The following is a 16004-nucleotide window of genomic DNA, read 5'->3' as shown; positions in this document are numbered from 1 at the left end:
TTTATGTGGATAAACATCAAACGACGACTTTGGCAATGGCGCGGTATCTTCATTGCTGCTCCCAGCGCGGGAGCATTGGTGTTTATTCTACGTTTGAGTGGATTATTGCAGATGTTGGAATTGGCAGCGCTGGATCAAATGTTTCTGTTACGTTCTCCAGAACCTATCGATCCGCGGATTGTCATTGTAGAAATTAATGAATCTGATGTGCAAAAACTTGGTAAGCGCGGTTATTGGCCTCTGCCTGACAGCTTGCTGGCACAAGTTTTAGAGAATTTAAAACAACAAAAACCCAATGCTATTGGTTTAGATTTATATCGAGATTTACCAGTAGGTTTTGGACATCAATCCTTAGTTAAGGTGTTTGAGTCTACACCAAATTTAGTTGGCGTCCAAAAAGTAGCCCAGAGTGAAGATAGTTCGGCGGTAGCACCACCACCAGCGCTGAAAAAACTTGGTCAAGTTGGTGCAAATGATTTTCCCTTAGATGGGGATGGTAAAATTCGCCGTAGTTTGATGTATTTGGCCGATGAAAATGGCGAAAATGTGTTTAGTTTTGCTTTTAAACTTGCCTATCTTTATCTGAGCGATCGCCAAATTGATGTCGGACAAACAGAAGATTTTTTGGTAAAAACAGGTAATGTGATTTACCCTTTATTTCAAGGAAATGATGGTGGTTACATTCGGGCTGAAGACCAAGGTTATCAAGTACTAATAAATTATCGTGGTTATAGAGACAAATTTCAACACATATCTATTATGGATGTGTTAGAAAATCGGATTTCCAAAGATTTATTCAAGGGGCAGATTGTGTTGATTGGCCCCACAGCCGAAAGTCTCAAAGACCTATTTTATACACCTTACAGCAGTACTATATTAACAGCACCAAAACGGATGTCTGGTGTAGTAATTCATGCTAATGCTATCAGTCAAATTTTAAGCGCTACTTTAGATAATCGTTCGTTAATTAAAACATGGAGCAAACTACAAGAATGGTTATGGATTTCTGTTTGGTCATTAATTGGTACAATCTTAAGATGGCAACAACGATATAGCAGTGGCTCTAAAAGAAAATCCTTATTACCTTTGATTAGCATTTTGCTAGCTGGTTGCTGTCTTATAGGTAGTAGTTATTTGGCTTTTATCGCAGGTTGGTGGATTCCTCTAGTTCCACCATTAATCGCATTAATTGGTTCGGCACTTACTGTTACTGCCTATATTGCCATGACTGCGGGAGAAATTCGTAAAACCTTTGGGCGTTATCTCACCGATGAAGTCGTCGCTAATTTATTAGAAAATCCAGAAGGTTTAAAATTAGGCGGCGAACGAAAAAAAATTACTATTCTCACTTCCGATCTAAGAGGTTTTACAGCTACCGCTGAAAGATTATCTGCTGAAGAAGTAATTAAAATAATTAACTTGTATTTGGGATATATGGCAGATGTGATTACTCAGTATCAAGGCACAATTGATGAGTTTATGGGTGATGGAATTTTAGTTTTGTTCGGCGCTCCTATCACTAGAGAAGACGATCCGACAAGAGCGATCGCCTGTGCCGTGGCAATGCAGCTAGCAATGGAACCAGTAAATCAAAAAATCCAACAAATGGGATTACCAAAGCTAGAAATGGGTATTGGGATTAATACAGCAGAAGTAGTAGTTGGTAATATTGGTTCGGAAAAACGGACTAAATATGGAATTATCGGCAATCAAGTTAATTTAACTTATCGGATTGAATCTTATACAGTCGGCGGACAAATTTTTGTTTCCGAATCAACTATTAAAGAGGCTGGTTCTATTGTCAAAGTTATTAGACAGAAAGAAGTACAAGCAAAAGGAGTGAAGGAACCTATAAAAATTTATGAAGTGGGTGGGATTGCTGGAGAATATAATTTATATCTGGCTAAAGATGAAGAAGAAGCCTTTTTGGAACTTTTAGAAGCAATTCCCCTAAAATATGCGGTTTTGGATGGAAAAGATGTAAATAGTACTGTAGTTGAAGGAAAGTTAGTGAAGCTGTCAGCTAGGGAAGCGCAAGTATGTTATGACTCAAAAGTAAATTCTCTAGTTTTACAACCCTTTACTAATCTGAAACTGAACTTATTTATGGAGGGCAACACCAAAATTAGTGAAGATATCTATGCTAAAGTCTTAGACAAAACAGCAGAACCAAATAATTTTTATATTCGCTTTACCAACCTTCCATTAGAAGTGGTAGGAGAATTTAATGCTATACGCCTCCGCCAAAAAACTATTGCATCTCTAACTGCAAATGAGTGATTCCAAGTTACTGCTCGCGGGTAATCAATCCCTAATATTAGACAATCCCCAAACAGTTTGGCAAATTGAATCCGGTGCGATCGCTGTGTTTGCTATTCCCATCCACCAAGGTATTGAAGGCGTTCGCCGTTATTTATTTAGCGTCAATCCGACAGAAGCATTGTTTGGAATATCGGCTAATAATCATAAAATTTTGGCGATATCTCTAGAAGATACTGTGCTGTTGCAAATATCTGCACCCGAATGTGAGGAAGGGATAAGAGGGGGGAAAGACGAGGCAGAAAGTTTATTGAAGTTAGTGCAGATTTGGGAAAAAAAAATTCAAATTTGTCTAGGCGATCGTTTTTCTATTCCACTAGTTTTTTCCCACCCTGAAAACCTTACCAACTGGAACGCCATCCAAGCTACTCTGAGTGAAATCCACGAAAATTTCTGCGAAATTCTGACTCAAATAGAACAAGAAGAGTCGGCAGCAAAATTTACTCAATTCCAAGCACGGGAACAACTTAACTCTCAGGTAAAAGTCAGTGCTTTAGGAGAATTAGCATCAGTCCTCAAACCCAAGCAAGCCGAACTGATGCAGTCAGGTACACCATTGCTGATTGCCGCAGGTGCAGTGGGAAGGGCATTAGGAATTAAGATTTTGCCACCTGTACGTTCCGAAGACATGAATCGGATTAAAGAACCATTAGAAGCGATCGCGCGTGCATCCCGGATTCGCATCCGCCAGGTATTACTTAATGACCGATGGTGGCAAAAAGATAGCGGCCCGCTATTAGCATATACGAATCAAGGTAATTTTCCTGTAGCACTGCTACCAGCAGGGGTAGGTAAGTACGAAATATTTGACCCCCAGAAGCGCGTTCGCATACCTGTAAACGAGGATACAGCCCAGCAACTAGCTCCTTTTGCCTATGTATTTTATCGTCCCATACCCGAAAATAATTTTACTGCGATCGACTTACTTTTATTTGCCTTCAAGGGGAAAATTCGAGAACTGGTTGTTATCTTCCTTACTGGTGTCGTCGGTGCATTACTGGGAATGTTAACCCCCTTAGCAACTGCCATCCTCATCGATTCCGTCATTCCTGATGCAGACAGAGGGTTGTTAGTGCAAATTGGATTGGGTCTGATAGCCGCCACCTTTGGTACGATAATTTTTCAAATCGCCCAAGGTTTTGCCGGTCTGAGATTAGAAAGTAAAGCTAGTTTAGACTCCCAAGCAGCCTTATGGGATAGATTGTTTAATCTGCGAGTATCTTTCTTTCGTGAATATTCAATTGGAGATTTGCAATCTCGTGTTTCTGCGGTCACTCAAATCCGTCAAAAACTCAATGACACAGTGCTACGCACTGTTTTTACTAGCTTCTTCTCTCTACTTAATCTGGGATTATTATTTATCTACAGTTCCAGCCTAGCTTTAGTTGTAGTAGCAGTAGCGCTCATTGCAATTATCTTCACTACTATCTCAAGTCTACTTAGTCGCCAAAAATTGCGTTCTTTAGAAGAAATAGAGGGGGAAATTTTTGGTTTTACTGTACAGATGGTTGCTGGTGTTTCCAAACTTAGAGTCAGCAATGCAGAAGACCGCGCTTTTGCTTACTGGGCAAAAAAGTATAGTCAGCAGCTAAAACTCAAGTTGAGTACAGAAGTAATTGAAGATGTTTTAGCGATATTTAATACCGCTATGCCAACTGTTAGTTCGATAATTATCTTTTGGCTGGCAGTTACCTTAATTACACAAGCGCCATCTCAAAGCGAAACCGGATTATCTACAGGTACATTTCTCGCCTTTAATTCCGCCTTTGCCATATTTATTGCAGGGGCAACTCAGCTGAGTAACACCATAGTCAGCATATTAGATATCAGCATTTTCTGGGAACGTGCAAAACCCATCTTTCAGGCTCAACCAGAAATCGACCTGAGCAAAAGTGATCCGGGGCGGTTAACAGGTAAAGTAAAAGTAGATCGCGTGACGTTCCGTTACCGCGAAGATGGGCCCCTGAATTTAGATGATTTGACCATTGAAGCAGACCCAGGAGAATTGATTGCTTTGGTAGGGCCTTCTGGTAGTGGCAAATCAACAATTATTAGGCTGTTATTGGGATTTGAAACGCCAAAAGATGGCACTATTTACTACGATGGCCAGGACTTATCAGGCTTAGATACATCAGCAGTGCGTCGGCAGATTGGTGTAGTGCTGCAAAATGGTCGCATCAATAGCGCCTCGATTTTTGAAAACATTTCTAGTGGCGCATTAGTGACAATGGATGAAGCTTGGGAAGCAGTACGGATGGCTGGATTTGCCGATGATATTAAGTCAATGCCAATGGAGATGCACACAGTCATTTCGGAGGGGGGTACAAATCTCTCTGGTGGGCAACGTCAAAGGCTACTAATTGCTCGTGCTTTAGTATTAAAACCGAGAATTATAATTTTTGATGAAGCTACCAGTGCTTTAGATAATCGTACTCAAGCGATAGTTAGTACCAGCTTAGACCAGTTAGGAGTAACGCGCATAATTATCGCCCATCGCCTCAGTACCATCCGCAACGCCGACCGAATTTATGTGATTGAAGCCGGTCGAGTTGTCCAGCAAGGTAGGTTTGAAGAATTAGTGAATCAAAAAGGGTTATTTGCTAATCTGATGGCACGACAAATGACGTAAGCCTTCAAAATCGTCTACTGTTTTTCTCACCTGCCCCCTGGCTCCCTGCCCACACAACGATGGAATATTTTTTTACTTGGAAGTCCCGTCGCATTGCCGATCCTGTAACCCTTGATACTGAACTTACTGCTTGGCAACAACAACGCAATTTAGAACAGGCTTACGTAGTCTGGCGCTTTACAACACAGGATGCGAGAGTCAAGTTGCGTTCTCTCTACCCTAACCGAGCAAATTAAGCTTGCCGCGCTACTACGAATATTCTTAACCGAGTAGTATTGGGTAATGTTGATATTATTCGGAATAATTCTATCCAAGACGCTCGCGGTCTTTGCTTCGACATCAAGAATCAAAATCTTGGGTTCAGATATAGCTCTTTAAGTAAGCAATACTGGTTATGTAGTTGGGATATTGCGATATTCTAGCATCTTTGCTTCTACAGATTTAATTTGTTGAATGGGAATCTCAATTATGAATTTAGCTCCTGCTCCTGGAGATGAAATACAGCTTAAGCGCCCTTGATGTTTTTCTGTAATAATTTGATAGCTAATTGACATTCCTAAACCAGTTCCTTTGCCTACTGGTTTGGTCGTAAAAAAAGGATCAAACACACGCTTTTGAACTTCTGGCAGCATTCCGCGCCCATTGTCAGCAATCTCAATCGCAATCCAATTACAGTTGAGTACGAAAGTGCGGATAAAGATTTGTGGGTTGCCTGGCTGATTAATAAAAGACAAATTTTCTAAAGCATCGATCGCATTAGTAAGAATGTTCATCAATACTTGGTTAAGTTGACCCGCATAACATTCTACTAAAGGCAGTTGGCCGTACTCTTTAATAATTTCAATTGACGGATGATTGGATTTAATTTTGAGGCGGTTTTGCAAAATTAATAGCGTACTTTCAATACCACTGTGGATATCGACGGTTTTTATTTCCGCTTCATCTAGCCGAGAGAAGTTCCGCAATGATATTACAATATCAGTAATGCGTTCGCTTCCCATCTTCATCGAATCGAGCAATTTTTTGAGGTCTTCAGTAATAAACTCTAACTCGTTTGCTCCTATGACTGAGCGAATTACTGGTGTAGGATCAGGATATTCTTTTTGGTAAAGTTGCAGCAATTCTAGCAATTGTTGAATATATTCTTTAGCATGAATAATATTACCATTGATAAAGTTAACAGGGTTGTTAATTTCATGAGCCACTCCAGCCACTAGTTGTCCTAAAGAAGACATTTTCTCAGTCTGGATTAGTTGCGCTTGCGTGTTTTTTAATTGTGTTAGTGCTTCAGCAAGCTGTTGATTTTTTTGGGTTAATTCCTTCTCACGCTGTCGTAAAGCTTCCTCTGCTTTTTTGACAGCAGTAATATCTAAACCCATTTCGACAACCATTGGCTCACCTTTCATATTCTTGAACGGATAATCATAAATCTGATAAACATTACCTGTTTTACTGTCAACCCATTCCCAAAGTTGCGGAGCATTACTGTCAAAGACACGAAATGTAGGGCAGACTGGACAAGGCTGTTTGAGTCCAGCAATTGCCTCATAACAACGTTTTCCTGTGGGGTCTCCAAATACCTCTTGGAAGCGTTGGTTATAAAAGCCTATACCATAATTATTGGGTTGCAGATAAAGAAAAGCGGGTAGCTGATTAAGTAGGTTATAAAGGCTTTGGCGTTCAGTTTCAAGTGCTTCTATTTGCTGCACCTGCTGGTTGATGTCTTTGCCTATTGCATATATGAGTCCCTGTTCGTCAGTTGACAGGCTCCAAGACAGCCACCGATAACTACCATCTTTGTGAAGATAACGGTTATCCCAGCGCCAAGAAAGCTTTGGTTCCCTTGGTAGCTGATTGATTGCAATATCCTCTGGATGCAGGAATTTTAACCAAGGATGCCCGATTAAGTTCTCTGGTTTCCATCCTAATACTTTTTCCCATGCTGGATTCACTTGGTGGTAACAACCATCGGTAGCGATGATACAGAATAGGTCAGTTGAAAGGTTGAAAAAATTTTCTTTCTTAAACACAATAATCTTGTCATCCAAAGTTCTGCCTTCAAAGTAACTAAGTATATCCACTAGTCACAATGTCAAGATTACTGAAGAATTATAAAAATAGTGAAAAGTAAATTCAAGGCGATCGCACAGATTATCACTAACCCCCCTGATATTGGCTATTGGATTGATACCAGTCGCGTTGGTATTAAACCTTGCGCCAAGATTCGCTTTACTTGCAAGTTGCTAGAAAAGCCCCTGCTACGCGAAGATCTCAAGCTTGACCCTGTACTGAAAACTCTGATGGTGATTCGTCAGCCGAACTGTGCAACCTACAAAATTACATAACAGCAATGGCAGCGTGTACATGAATTGAAAGGATAAGCTAATCGTCATTCATTTTTCCAGAGTGATTCGCTTGTAGTAAGCGGCTCCAGCCCTGGTTTTATGCAACTTAAATGCTCTGACTTTTCACGGTATCTGGAAAACCCCGCTTCCATTCCTCTCCCCTGTAAGGAGAGAGGCTTTGATTTCTCCCCCTTCCCTAGTAGGGAAGGGGGCTGGGGGGTTAGGTTTTGCGTTAGCTTTTCCACATGACGTGAAAAGTCAGCTTAAATGCTCATTAGCTTAGTACTCGCAGCCCAAATTGACACTAAATTGACACTCACACTTGCGTAGGCTAGCAAGCACCGCAGACTCGCTCATCTGAATTTACCAGTGGCAGCCAATTAACGTGTTTAGCTTCCTCATTTTTAGAGGCATTAGGCGTTAGCTTTTAAACATGATGTCGTACAGCGACAGCAGAATCTCCACCACAATCAGAATCACCACATACCACTCTACTCGCTGGCTACTGCTATGCTGCATGAACTCCAGCACTATTTGTGCGGTTTGAGAAATTAGCTCTAGTTTTCGTTCCAAGGCATTGTGACGCTCACGGATTTCGTATTCATCCTCTAAACGCAGATATAAGTTTTCTAATTGTGGTGACTCCCACAGCAGCTCCGGCTTATCAATAATCTCTACTCGACCCACAATTTTATGTTGAACTAACAGGGTAGTCCCAAGTTGACGCAATAATTCCCGACTCTTGCGTTTACTCCTGTTGTCACTCATTAGACTAGCTGCAAACGGTTCAATTTGATCAAATACAGTTGCTAGGCTCGTTTCATAATGAGAAAGAACAACACTCTTAGCAAGAATATCAGCCACTATCTGTAAACGTTCTATACTAGATTCATGCAGAAAAATTTTTCCTTCCTTAACTCGCTCACTTTCGGCAACATTGAGATGAATTTCTACCTCTTCTGTTTCTGGCTCGGCAAAAGAGTCACTAACTTGAGAGGATAGTTTGGTCAAAAAAACTACTTTTTCGGCAGGCTCAAGGTTAAACAGAACAATTGCACCATAGCCCAGCAGCACCGCACAGCCGTGTTCACCTACTGTAACCATTACTGGCATAGTCGCCAAGCAAACGTAATTCTCCAATCTTTGTAGGTTAATCTTCTTACCAAGGAATAGGGCCTGCGCTCTAAAGCTATCTCTGTCACGAAAAAGGAGTTTTTGCATTGTCGCCAAACACTATATTTTGTCTATTAAGGGAAACCAAGAAATAAATTATCCCACAAGAAATTTTGGGACGTTTTTTTATTTGGAATTCCCTCTATTACTATGTATTTTCTAGTACATTACTAGCCAGTTGTAGCGTTCGCGCAGCGTCTCGTAGAGAAGCGATGACCGAGGGCTGTGGGTTGCTGAGTTATTCTACAGCTTTGGGTCAACAACTGGCGATTTGTGACTGTTGCGTTCTGTTGATACCTCATTTAAACGGCAATTTAGATACTTGTGATGCCAAATTGCCACAACCTTTGAACGTGCCGCTGTAACTTCAACTTTTACCAGCGAGGAAAAAAAAGCGATCGCACATCAAAAGCAGTCTGCTTTCAAGTCAGGAAAACAGGAGCGATCGCCCTTTGTCCATTCGCTTCCAGTCCAACAAAAAACAATCCCGTGCCCTGTAATGGATAATTGGCTGGGTTGTAGGGCTGATTAGTACTTTCGTCTATGAATTCATTAGCCTGCAAATAACTATCTGGCATCCAGGCGATCGCTTCCAAGCCTAGATTAGTGGAGCTAACTGTCGGTAAATTAGAAGTTAAGTTCCATTCCTCGATAGCATTGATTAACTTGTGATGGGAGAAAATTAGGAAACACTGGTATTCACTCCAAACTAATTTTCCAAAACCCTTCTAGCGGATTGGACTGTTGCAATTGACCACTACTGCTGCCGGGCCAATCATTGCTATATACCAACCCAACATTGAATGTATTATTTACAGGATATTGTCCTAGTTTTCCAAAACCTTCAATATCGTTTGAGTCAGTGATTACCTGCTGGTTCAACTTTATGGTTATTTGGTTTCCGTCAGCAAAGTAGATTATTGCTCGTTTATTGTGAAAGCTTACCTGAACTTTGTAGACCCCACCTGTTGCATAATAGTAAGCCTTAGCAGGTAACTTTTGACCATCAATATTTTGCCCTTTTAACTCAACTGCCATCGCAGGTGTGCCTAGCAGTAACAGGACTGGCAAGACTAACCCTAAAACTTTCATCGCTAGTAACAAACACTTTCAATCAAACTACTTTCTACTTTAAAACACAAAACTAATTTCTAGGTTAATCAGCAATTGCTTGGCTGGAATTGGGAACTCTAAACAAAGGTAATTGACTATGGCGGGTGAAGTATTTGAATTATATTCCGGATCAGACTGATGCAAGGGAGTGTATGTATAAAAAAGAGAACTACATTCCCAGATGATTAACCAAATTACCGCCTTAGAATCCTGTTGGCATATTTCTCCTGAGTGGGGTCAGACCATGCCTCCACTAGCAGTCAAAATGTTAGAAAAAGTTTTGTTGCCAATCTCAGACTTGTCAGGCTACTGCTGTGGTGTTCAGTGGGAAAGACAGGAGTGGATTTATGCAATTGTTTGCCAGAGTGAAATTCTCTACTTACCTGAGCAAGAATTTCACCGAACAAACGTACTAGAAAAAACCACTGTTTCTACTCCAGCTTTTGAATTGGGGGACATAGTTGAGGTTGATTTCGGTGAACAGCCGACACACCGTATTATTCAAGGGATTTTTAGTCTCAAAAATAATTGGCTTTATGGAGTAGAGTGGCGCTCCCCAATTTTAGAGGAAGTGTTTGCCCAAAGCAGAACAATATGGCTTGCTGATGTTGATTTAGTAAATGTTGGTGTATAACTATTATCAGTTGGATTGACACTCACCGCTCTAAAGTTATCTCTTATTAAATTCTAAGAAACTATCCTACTAATATGAAAATGTGATAATCTACTTTTCATCTGAGAAGGGTGTATCACCTTATGGCTGGACGTTTTGAAGGACTGAGTGACGAAGAAATGAAAGTTGTTTGAAGATATATTTTCTGAAGAGGCATCCAAACGTGGCAAAGGAATGCCTCATGCACCATATCGTTATGTATTAAATAGGTTGTTCACTCTTAACGTCGAAAAGTATATTTTGATGCATTTCTTGAGCTTGCTACTATTCATATTTGGATTCAAAGAGCTTTATTAGTGGGATAGATTCGTGATTAGCTGTTAATAAAATTACGAGTTCACAGAGAATGTAAAAGTCACTTCTTTCAGGAGGTAGCATGGCTCAGGTAATGATAGTTGGAGCTGGGGGTGTAGGAAACGTAGTTGTACATAAATGTGCTGCGCGAGAAGAGTTTTCAGAAATTCTTCTGGCGAGTCGGACAATCGAAAAATGCCATCGGATTGCTGAACGCGTTCAGTCACCAAAAGTTAAGGTAGCCGCCCTTGATGCAGATTATGTAAACAATACAGTCGAAGTTCTCAAAGAATTTCGCCCTGATATTCTCATCAATGTGGCACTTCCTTATCAAGATTTAGCGTTGATGGATGCATGTCTTGAGGTAGGAGTTCACTATCTCGATACCGCAAACTATGAGCCTCCTGACGAGGCAAAATTTGAATATAGTTGGCAGTGGAAATATCACGAGCCTTACAAAAAGGCAGGAATTACTGCTATTCTTGGATGTGGTTTCGATCCTGGGGTGACGGGAGTCTTTACTGCCTACGCCCTCAAGCACTATTTTGATGAGATTCACTACCTCGATATTGTTGATTGCAACGCTGGGAATCATGGCCAAGTGTTTGCCACCAATTTTAATCCGGAAATTAATATCCGGGAAATTACCCAAAATGGGCGATATTATGAAAATGGCACGTGGGTAGAAGTACCTCCTCTTTCGATTCATCGTCCAGTCCCTTATCCAGAAATAGGTGAGAGAGAGTCATATCTTCTCTATCATGAGGAATTGGAATCTCTTGTAAAACACATTCCAACTCTCAAGAGGGCCAGGTTTTGGATGACTTTTTCACAAAGCTACATCACCCATCTTCAAGTACTTCAGAATGTTGGAATGACGCGCATTGACCCAGTTGATTATGAAGGATTCAAAGTAGTTCCATTAAAATTCCTGAAATCTCTGCTTCCAGATCCCTCATCTCTTGCACAGGACTATACAGGGCAGACATCCATTGGCTGCTATATTCATGGAGTGAAGGGAGGAAAAGAACGCAAATACTACGTGTACAACAACTGTGACCACGCTCAAGCATACCAAGAAGTTGGAGCGCAAGCGATCGCCTACACAACAGGTGTTCCGGCGGTAATTGGTGCGCTAATGGTGGTTAATGGCTTCTGGAAAAAACCTGGAGTATTTAATGTTGAGCAGTGCGATCCCGATCCGTTTATGAAGCTGCTTGGGCCTTTTGGACTATCATGGCATGAGGCGATCGATGGAACATCCCCATTCGAGAAGGAGTAAGGATGACGCAGAGCAGCAAAGTAGCTTTCACAACGATCCCATCACCTTGTTTTGTATTAGACCAAGTGCGTCTTGAGCAAAATCTTGCTGTTTTTGAACGAGTGCAGCAAGAAGCACCGATAAAAGTACTTCTTGCTCTCAAGGCGTTTTCTCTGTTTCATAGCTTTCCTCTGGTACAAAGGACACTTCACGGCGCCTCAGCAAGCTCGTTGTGGGAAGTGCAACTGGCTAGGGAAAAATTTGGCAAGGAGATTCATGTCTATTCTCCAGCCTATCGTCATGAAGATATGCCTTCCATTCTCACTTATGCTTCCCATCTGACGTTTAACTCAATGAGTCAGTGGGAACGATTTTACCCATTCATTGAAAGATCCCATTGTCAAGTATCGCTGGGGCTTCGTATTAACCCCCAATACTCGCCAGTCAAAACAATGCTTTATAATCCTTGCCAGCCGAATACTCGCCTTGGTATTTTACCGGAGTACATTGGCGATCGCCTACCGAAAGGAGTGGAAGGGTTCTTGTCCCATAATTTATGTGAAAGCGATTCGTATGCGTTGGAAAAAACGCTTTCACATATAGAATACTTTTTTGGACACTTTTTATCGCAAATAAAGTGGTTAAATCTTGGTGGTGGGCATTTGATGACTCATCAAAGCTACGATATTGCTCATGCAATTGACGTTTTATGTGCATTTCACAATCGCTACCCACATATTGAATTGATTCTTGAGCCAGGTTCGGCAATCGTCTGGGAAACAGGATTTTTGCTAGCTACCGTCCAAGATCTGATTCCAACCTCCGATCTTACCCATGCCATGTTAGATGTGTCATTTACCGCTCATATGCCGGATTGCTTAGAAATGCCTTATAAACCTGTTATTCGAGGAGCGCGGGAATTAGAGGAAGGAGACAAAGTGTATCGCATGGGTGGTTCGAGTTGTTTAGCAGGAGATTTTATTGGTGATTACGCCTTTTGTGATGACTTGTCCATTGGCGATCGCCTGATCTTTGAGGATATGATGCACTATACGATGGTGAAAAGCACGATGTTCAACGGTGTGGTACATCCATCAATCGGCTTGCTTAAGAAAGATGGCACATTCGAGCTTTGGCGTCAGTTTTCCTATGAAGACTATCGAGCAAGACTTGGTTGAACAATGGAAACTTGATTTAAAAATACTATAAACTTCTCACAATTCTCCGGTAAAGGTGTTAGCCACCAATTACAACTTTAATAAGATAAGGGTAGTTTTTCCACCTTATTATCTTGTTGGCTTTAGAGAAGGTCAAATACGGAAAAATCTACACCGAAATTTATGCGATCGCTTTTTTCAACAAACCTCTATCAAGATAGTTATAAACGGTTTGCCAAGGTGGGAAGTCATGTGGTAATGCACGCCACGTACATCCCTCGTGCAGAACATAGAAAATTCCATTGATGATTTTTCGTAAATTTACTTCACGACGACCAATGGGTTGTGAACCGGGAAGCAAAGGCTCTATAATTACTCATTCTGCATCATTTACATCACTTGGATACGCTTTGCGTGTCATTGTTTAGACCACTACTCTATTGCTTCAAAATCAATTTTCATTTGTAGCGATCGCCATACTTTTATCTCTTTACATTTCTTTAGAGACAGCCTCTTAAAGTTTTAGTAGTTGTACTAAAAACTTTGCTAAATTTCTTGTGGGTTTAAACTTAAGGCAGAGGTTTGCCATTGTGATAGTGTGTCCGTTTGTAGTTGTGACACACAATCTGTTAACAGTGACATCAATTTGTTAAACATGACATTAATCTGTTAACAATGACAAATAATTAGTTAATGTACATTTGTCAAAGGCGACACCCGGATTTGAACCGGGGGATGGAGGTTTTGCAGACCTCTGCCTAAAGTACTAAACACCCCAGAAACCCTTGATTAACCAATAACCCACCGCTGACTATCTTGACTTTGACTATCATACTGACTATCATAATCTGGTAGGTAGAGGTTATTGATAGTCATGAATACAGCTAAGCGGGTTAAGGGTAATGTAGGGGTTGAGGAGTACCGAGGGAAGTTAAGGCTCAGACTACCTAGAACTGTGGTTGATGGAGGTAAACAGGTCTACCTTAGCACCGGGCTAGATGCTAATGAGATTAACCGAAGGCGGGTAGACTCGATAGCTAACTGGATAGAAGAGGATATACTAACCGGGAACCTTGACCCGACATTAGACCGCTACAGAGAGAAGTTAGGAGCCTATAAGCAACCCCAACTAACTATAGTTAAGCCAAATACCCCTGAGTCCGATGTACTGCAACTTTGGGTTAAGTATTGCGAGTATATGAAACCACAGTTAGCCCCGACCACATATCGCCGGGATTATGCCAGAAAGTATCATAACCACATCCAGTCCCTGCCTGTTAAAGACTTGAGTCAGGCGATCACAATCAGAGATTATCTGCTGACCCAACTAACCCCTAATGCAGCCAAGCGGGTACTGACCTACTTAGCCGCATGTTGCAAGTGGGCTAAGGCTTCCGGCTTAATCGCTGATAATCCCTTTACTGGTATGTCAGAAGACATCAAGCTACCTAAGCATGATTCAGATGCCATTGACCCTTTCAGTAGGGATGAAATGAATATCATTATCAAGGCATTTGAGGATACCAAACCACATTATGCCCCCTTTGTTAAGTTCCTATTCTGGACTGGCTGTAGAACCGGGGAAGCAATAGCGCTCCAGTGGAAACATATAAACCCAGATTGTACCCAGATAACCTTTACTGAGTCCTATGATAGCCAGCTAAATATTAGGAAGGGGACTAAAACAGGTAAAACTCGGAAGTTCCCATGCAATAACCAAGTTAGGGAGCTACTACTATCTATCCGCCCCGATACCCCTAGCCCCGACCAGACAGTTTTTACTAGTCCTACCGGAGGTATAATAAATAACAATAAGTTCAGTACCCAGATTTGGAAGGGGGGTAGGATGGGTAAGAAGTTCTACAAAGGGGTAATCCAAATACTACTTGAGCAAGGAAAAATAGACCGCTACAGATGCCCCTACAATACCCGACATACATTTATTACCCTGATGTTAGAGCAAGGGTTAACAGTTACCACAGTGGCTAAGTTGGTAGGGAATAGCCCAGAGATTATCCTGAAGCATTATGCAGGTAATACAGTACCCCTAACCCTACCAGAAATCTGATAACAGGGTTAACCCCATCGGCTGTTACTGGGATTTTAGGAAGTCTAGCCAAGTGTCCAGGGGTCTAAATAGATGCCTGGGTACTCCATAGGATAGTTCCTTGGACTTGACCCTAAGCCAGCTTGTCTCTCTGGTTAACCTATCCGCCTCTGTTATCCTGGCTTCCCCAGTGTTGCGATCGATGGCAACTACAAAATGAACCGGGAACCTATAGCGCTCCCATCGGCTTGCAATACCGCCTACCAATATGTTATGGTTTTCAAAGATGCCTGATTTGGACTTTACTTCTAAGTTGTAACCAGCCCCCCTGTGAATAACTCGGATATCTCGCTGGTACTTTGGGTACAAGTCTTGGGCTAACTTAGACTGACTCCGACTCCTCCAGTTATCCGGGTCAGCCTTCAAAATCCCATAAACCGATCGGTAAGTCATGTACTGATCTGGCTGGTAAACTCGGTCTAACCCTTGATTATTCAGGTATTCGGTTAGGCTATACTCCCATGAGTTACCACAGGCTAACCGGACTTCAATAGGGTCGGTGAAATAATCGCTATGGCGACTTCCCCCATTATGGGGAATGTGTGCTATAATAGTCATGGTATGGTTTATTAAATATTTGTTGATAGCTCCCTTGGTACTGGTCATACCTTGGGAGCTTTGGCTGTTCTGGGCTTAATCGAAATATTTCCCCAGGATATCGAAATGTTTCGATGAAAGGTGCTAATCTAGATGACCGCTGTACATCTGGGCTAGACTGACATCATCCCCAAGTCCATGAGCGGCTTTGTCAAAGGCAGTACCCCCTGATACCTGTTTGGTCTTGCCCAGTCTCTTAACTTTTCTAGTCTGGGCAGCCCTTACATTAGCTGGTAGGTATTGTTTATGCTCTAGGACTTCTAACAACCTAGCCCTCTGTGCTGGGGTTAGTCTGTTGAATAATGCTTTCTGTTTGGCTGTCATCTTAATCATTGT

At 41.6% G+C, this 16004-nt stretch carries 16 protein-coding genes; 9 read left to right on the top strand and 7 right to left on the bottom strand.

The genetic code is table 11. The annotated features are described in order from the left end of the window. Positions 1-3 precede the first annotated feature (3 nt). The 3 genes from ACM0OY_RS04655 to ACM0OY_RS04645 are packed head-to-tail and all read left to right on the top strand — an operon-like array spanning position 4 to position 5184. Entirely contained in the window at positions 4-2280 is a 2277-nt protein-coding gene (locus tag ACM0OY_RS04655; RefSeq protein ID WP_414567716.1) for a CHASE2 domain-containing protein, read from the top strand. Continuing rightward, positions 2273-4948, top strand: coding sequence for an NHLP bacteriocin export ABC transporter permease/ATPase subunit (locus ACM0OY_RS04650; RefSeq protein WP_414567715.1), 2676 nt, complete (start codon positions 2273-2275; stop codon positions 4946-4948). The genes ACM0OY_RS04655 and ACM0OY_RS04650 overlap by 8 nt, the downstream gene beginning before the upstream one ends. 59 nt (positions 4949-5007) lie before the next feature. Next, positions 5008-5184: a hypothetical protein gene (locus tag ACM0OY_RS04645; RefSeq protein ID WP_414567714.1), complete on the top strand. Its 177-nt coding sequence runs from the start codon at positions 5008-5010 to the stop codon at positions 5182-5184. Positions 5185-5340: 156 nt separating this feature from the next. Here the strand turns inward: ACM0OY_RS04645 and ACM0OY_RS04640 are convergent, their stop codons facing one another. Continuing rightward, positions 5341-7029, bottom strand: coding sequence for an ATP-binding protein (locus tag ACM0OY_RS04640; protein ID WP_414567713.1), 1689 nt, complete (start codon positions 7027-7029; stop codon positions 5341-5343). 39 nt (positions 7030-7068) lie between these two features. Here ACM0OY_RS04640 and ACM0OY_RS04635 point away from each other — a divergent pair, with 39 nt between their 5' ends. Then, positions 7069-7293 carry a hypothetical protein gene (locus tag ACM0OY_RS04635; protein WP_414567712.1) on the top strand — a complete coding sequence of 75 codons (225 nt, stop codon included), beginning with the start codon at positions 7069-7071 and terminating at the stop codon, positions 7291-7293. 420 nt (positions 7294-7713) lie between these two features. On the opposite strand, the gene ACM0OY_RS04630 is transcribed toward ACM0OY_RS04635, so the two are convergent. Further along, positions 7714-8514 (bottom strand): RMD1 family protein, encoded by an 801-nt coding sequence (locus ACM0OY_RS04630; RefSeq protein ID WP_414567711.1) that lies wholly within the window; start codon positions 8512-8514, stop codon positions 7714-7716. Positions 8515-8579: 65 nt separating this feature from the next. Between ACM0OY_RS04630 and ACM0OY_RS04625 the strand changes: the two genes are divergently transcribed. After that, complete coding sequence (locus ACM0OY_RS04625; protein WP_414567710.1) at positions 8580-8831, top strand: hypothetical protein; 252 nt, start codon at positions 8580-8582, stop codon at positions 8829-8831. Between the two features lie 57 nt (positions 8832-8888). Here the strand turns inward: ACM0OY_RS04625 and ACM0OY_RS04620 are convergent, their stop codons facing one another. Both ACM0OY_RS04620 and ACM0OY_RS04615 read right to left on the bottom strand, forming a co-directional pair. Continuing rightward, positions 8889-9044, bottom strand: coding sequence for a hypothetical protein (locus ACM0OY_RS04620; protein WP_414567709.1), 156 nt, complete (start codon positions 9042-9044; stop codon positions 8889-8891). Between the two features lie 121 nt (positions 9045-9165). Beyond that, positions 9166-9558, bottom strand: a complete 393-nt coding sequence (locus tag ACM0OY_RS04615; RefSeq protein WP_414567708.1) for a hypothetical protein — start codon at positions 9556-9558, stop codon at positions 9166-9168. 202 nt (positions 9559-9760) lie between these two features. Between ACM0OY_RS04615 and ACM0OY_RS04610 the strand changes: the two genes are divergently transcribed. The 3 genes from ACM0OY_RS04610 to nspC all read left to right on the top strand — a co-directional run bounded on the left by ACM0OY_RS04610 (position 9761) and on the right by nspC (position 12985). Then, on the top strand, positions 9761-10213 hold the full coding sequence (locus ACM0OY_RS04610; RefSeq protein WP_414567707.1) for a DUF1392 domain-containing protein: 453 nt from the start codon (positions 9761-9763) through the stop codon (positions 10211-10213). Positions 10214-10628: 415 nt separating this feature from the next. After that, positions 10629-11828, top strand: coding sequence for a saccharopine dehydrogenase family protein (locus ACM0OY_RS04605; protein WP_414567706.1), 1200 nt, complete (start codon positions 10629-10631; stop codon positions 11826-11828). 2 nt (positions 11829-11830) lie between these two features. After that, the gene (gene nspC, locus ACM0OY_RS04600; protein ID WP_414567705.1) at positions 11831-12985 is read left to right on the top strand and encodes a carboxynorspermidine decarboxylase; all 1155 of its coding nucleotides are present in this window, start codon (positions 11831-11833) and stop codon (positions 12983-12985) included. A gap of 160 nt (positions 12986-13145) precedes the next feature. Here the strand turns inward: nspC and ACM0OY_RS04595 are convergent, their stop codons facing one another. After that, entirely contained in the window at positions 13146-13325 is a 180-nt protein-coding gene (locus ACM0OY_RS04595; protein ID WP_414567704.1) for a transposase, read from the bottom strand. Between the two features lie 513 nt (positions 13326-13838). Between ACM0OY_RS04595 and xerC the strand changes: the two genes are divergently transcribed. Continuing rightward, a complete protein-coding gene (gene xerC, locus ACM0OY_RS04590; protein ID WP_414567703.1) occupies positions 13839-15032 on the top strand; it encodes a site-specific integrase in 1194 nt (397 codons plus the stop codon). Positions 15033-15056: 24 nt separating this feature from the next. On the opposite strand, the gene ACM0OY_RS04585 is transcribed toward xerC, so the two are convergent. Then, positions 15057-15629 (bottom strand): hypothetical protein, encoded by a 573-nt coding sequence (locus ACM0OY_RS04585; protein WP_414567702.1) that lies wholly within the window; start codon positions 15627-15629, stop codon positions 15057-15059. Between the two features lie 123 nt (positions 15630-15752). Then, on the bottom strand, positions 15753-16001 hold the full coding sequence (locus tag ACM0OY_RS04580) for a hypothetical protein (protein ID WP_414567701.1): 249 nt from the start codon (positions 15999-16001) through the stop codon (positions 15753-15755). Between the last annotated feature and the right edge of the window lie 3 nt (positions 16002-16004).

Source organism: Nostoc sp. CCY 9925 (assembly GCF_963920935.1).
Classification (GTDB): domain Bacteria; phylum Cyanobacteriota; class Cyanobacteriia; order Cyanobacteriales; family Nostocaceae; genus Nostoc.
Note: the sequence above shows the minus strand (reverse complement) of the source record. Positions and strands in the feature narration are given on the sequence as shown.

Bases quoted from the DNA above. Each gene is read 5' to 3' on its own strand.
- ACM0OY_RS04645 (WP_414567714.1), top strand. From the start codon at position 5,008: ATGGAATATTTTTTTACTTGGAAGTCCCGTCGCATTGCCGATCCTGTA.
- ACM0OY_RS04580 (WP_414567701.1), bottom strand. From the start codon at position 16,001: ATGATTAAGATGACAGCCAAACAGAAAGCATTATTCAACAGACTAACC.
- ACM0OY_RS04610 (WP_414567707.1), top strand. From the start codon at position 9,761: ATGATTAACCAAATTACCGCCTTAGAATCCTGTTGGCATATTTCTCCT.
- ACM0OY_RS04620 (WP_414567709.1), bottom strand. From the start codon at position 9,044: ATGCCAGATAGTTATTTGCAGGCTAATGAATTCATAGACGAAAGTACT.
- ACM0OY_RS04655 (WP_414567716.1), top strand. From the start codon at position 4: ATGTGGATAAACATCAAACGACGACTTTGGCAATGGCGCGGTATCTTC.
- ACM0OY_RS04615 (WP_414567708.1), bottom strand. From the start codon at position 9,558: ATGAAAGTTTTAGGGTTAGTCTTGCCAGTCCTGTTACTGCTAGGCACA.
- ACM0OY_RS04585 (WP_414567702.1), bottom strand. From the start codon at position 15,629: ATGACTATTATAGCACACATTCCCCATAATGGGGGAAGTCGCCATAGC.
- ACM0OY_RS04630 (WP_414567711.1), bottom strand. From the start codon at position 8,514: ATGCAAAAACTCCTTTTTCGTGACAGAGATAGCTTTAGAGCGCAGGCC.
- ACM0OY_RS04605 (WP_414567706.1), top strand. From the start codon at position 10,629: ATGGCTCAGGTAATGATAGTTGGAGCTGGGGGTGTAGGAAACGTAGTT.
- xerC (WP_414567703.1), top strand. From the start codon at position 13,839: ATGAATACAGCTAAGCGGGTTAAGGGTAATGTAGGGGTTGAGGAGTAC.
- ACM0OY_RS04650 (WP_414567715.1), top strand. From the start codon at position 2,273: ATGAGTGATTCCAAGTTACTGCTCGCGGGTAATCAATCCCTAATATTA.
- nspC (WP_414567705.1), top strand. From the start codon at position 11,831: ATGACGCAGAGCAGCAAAGTAGCTTTCACAACGATCCCATCACCTTGT.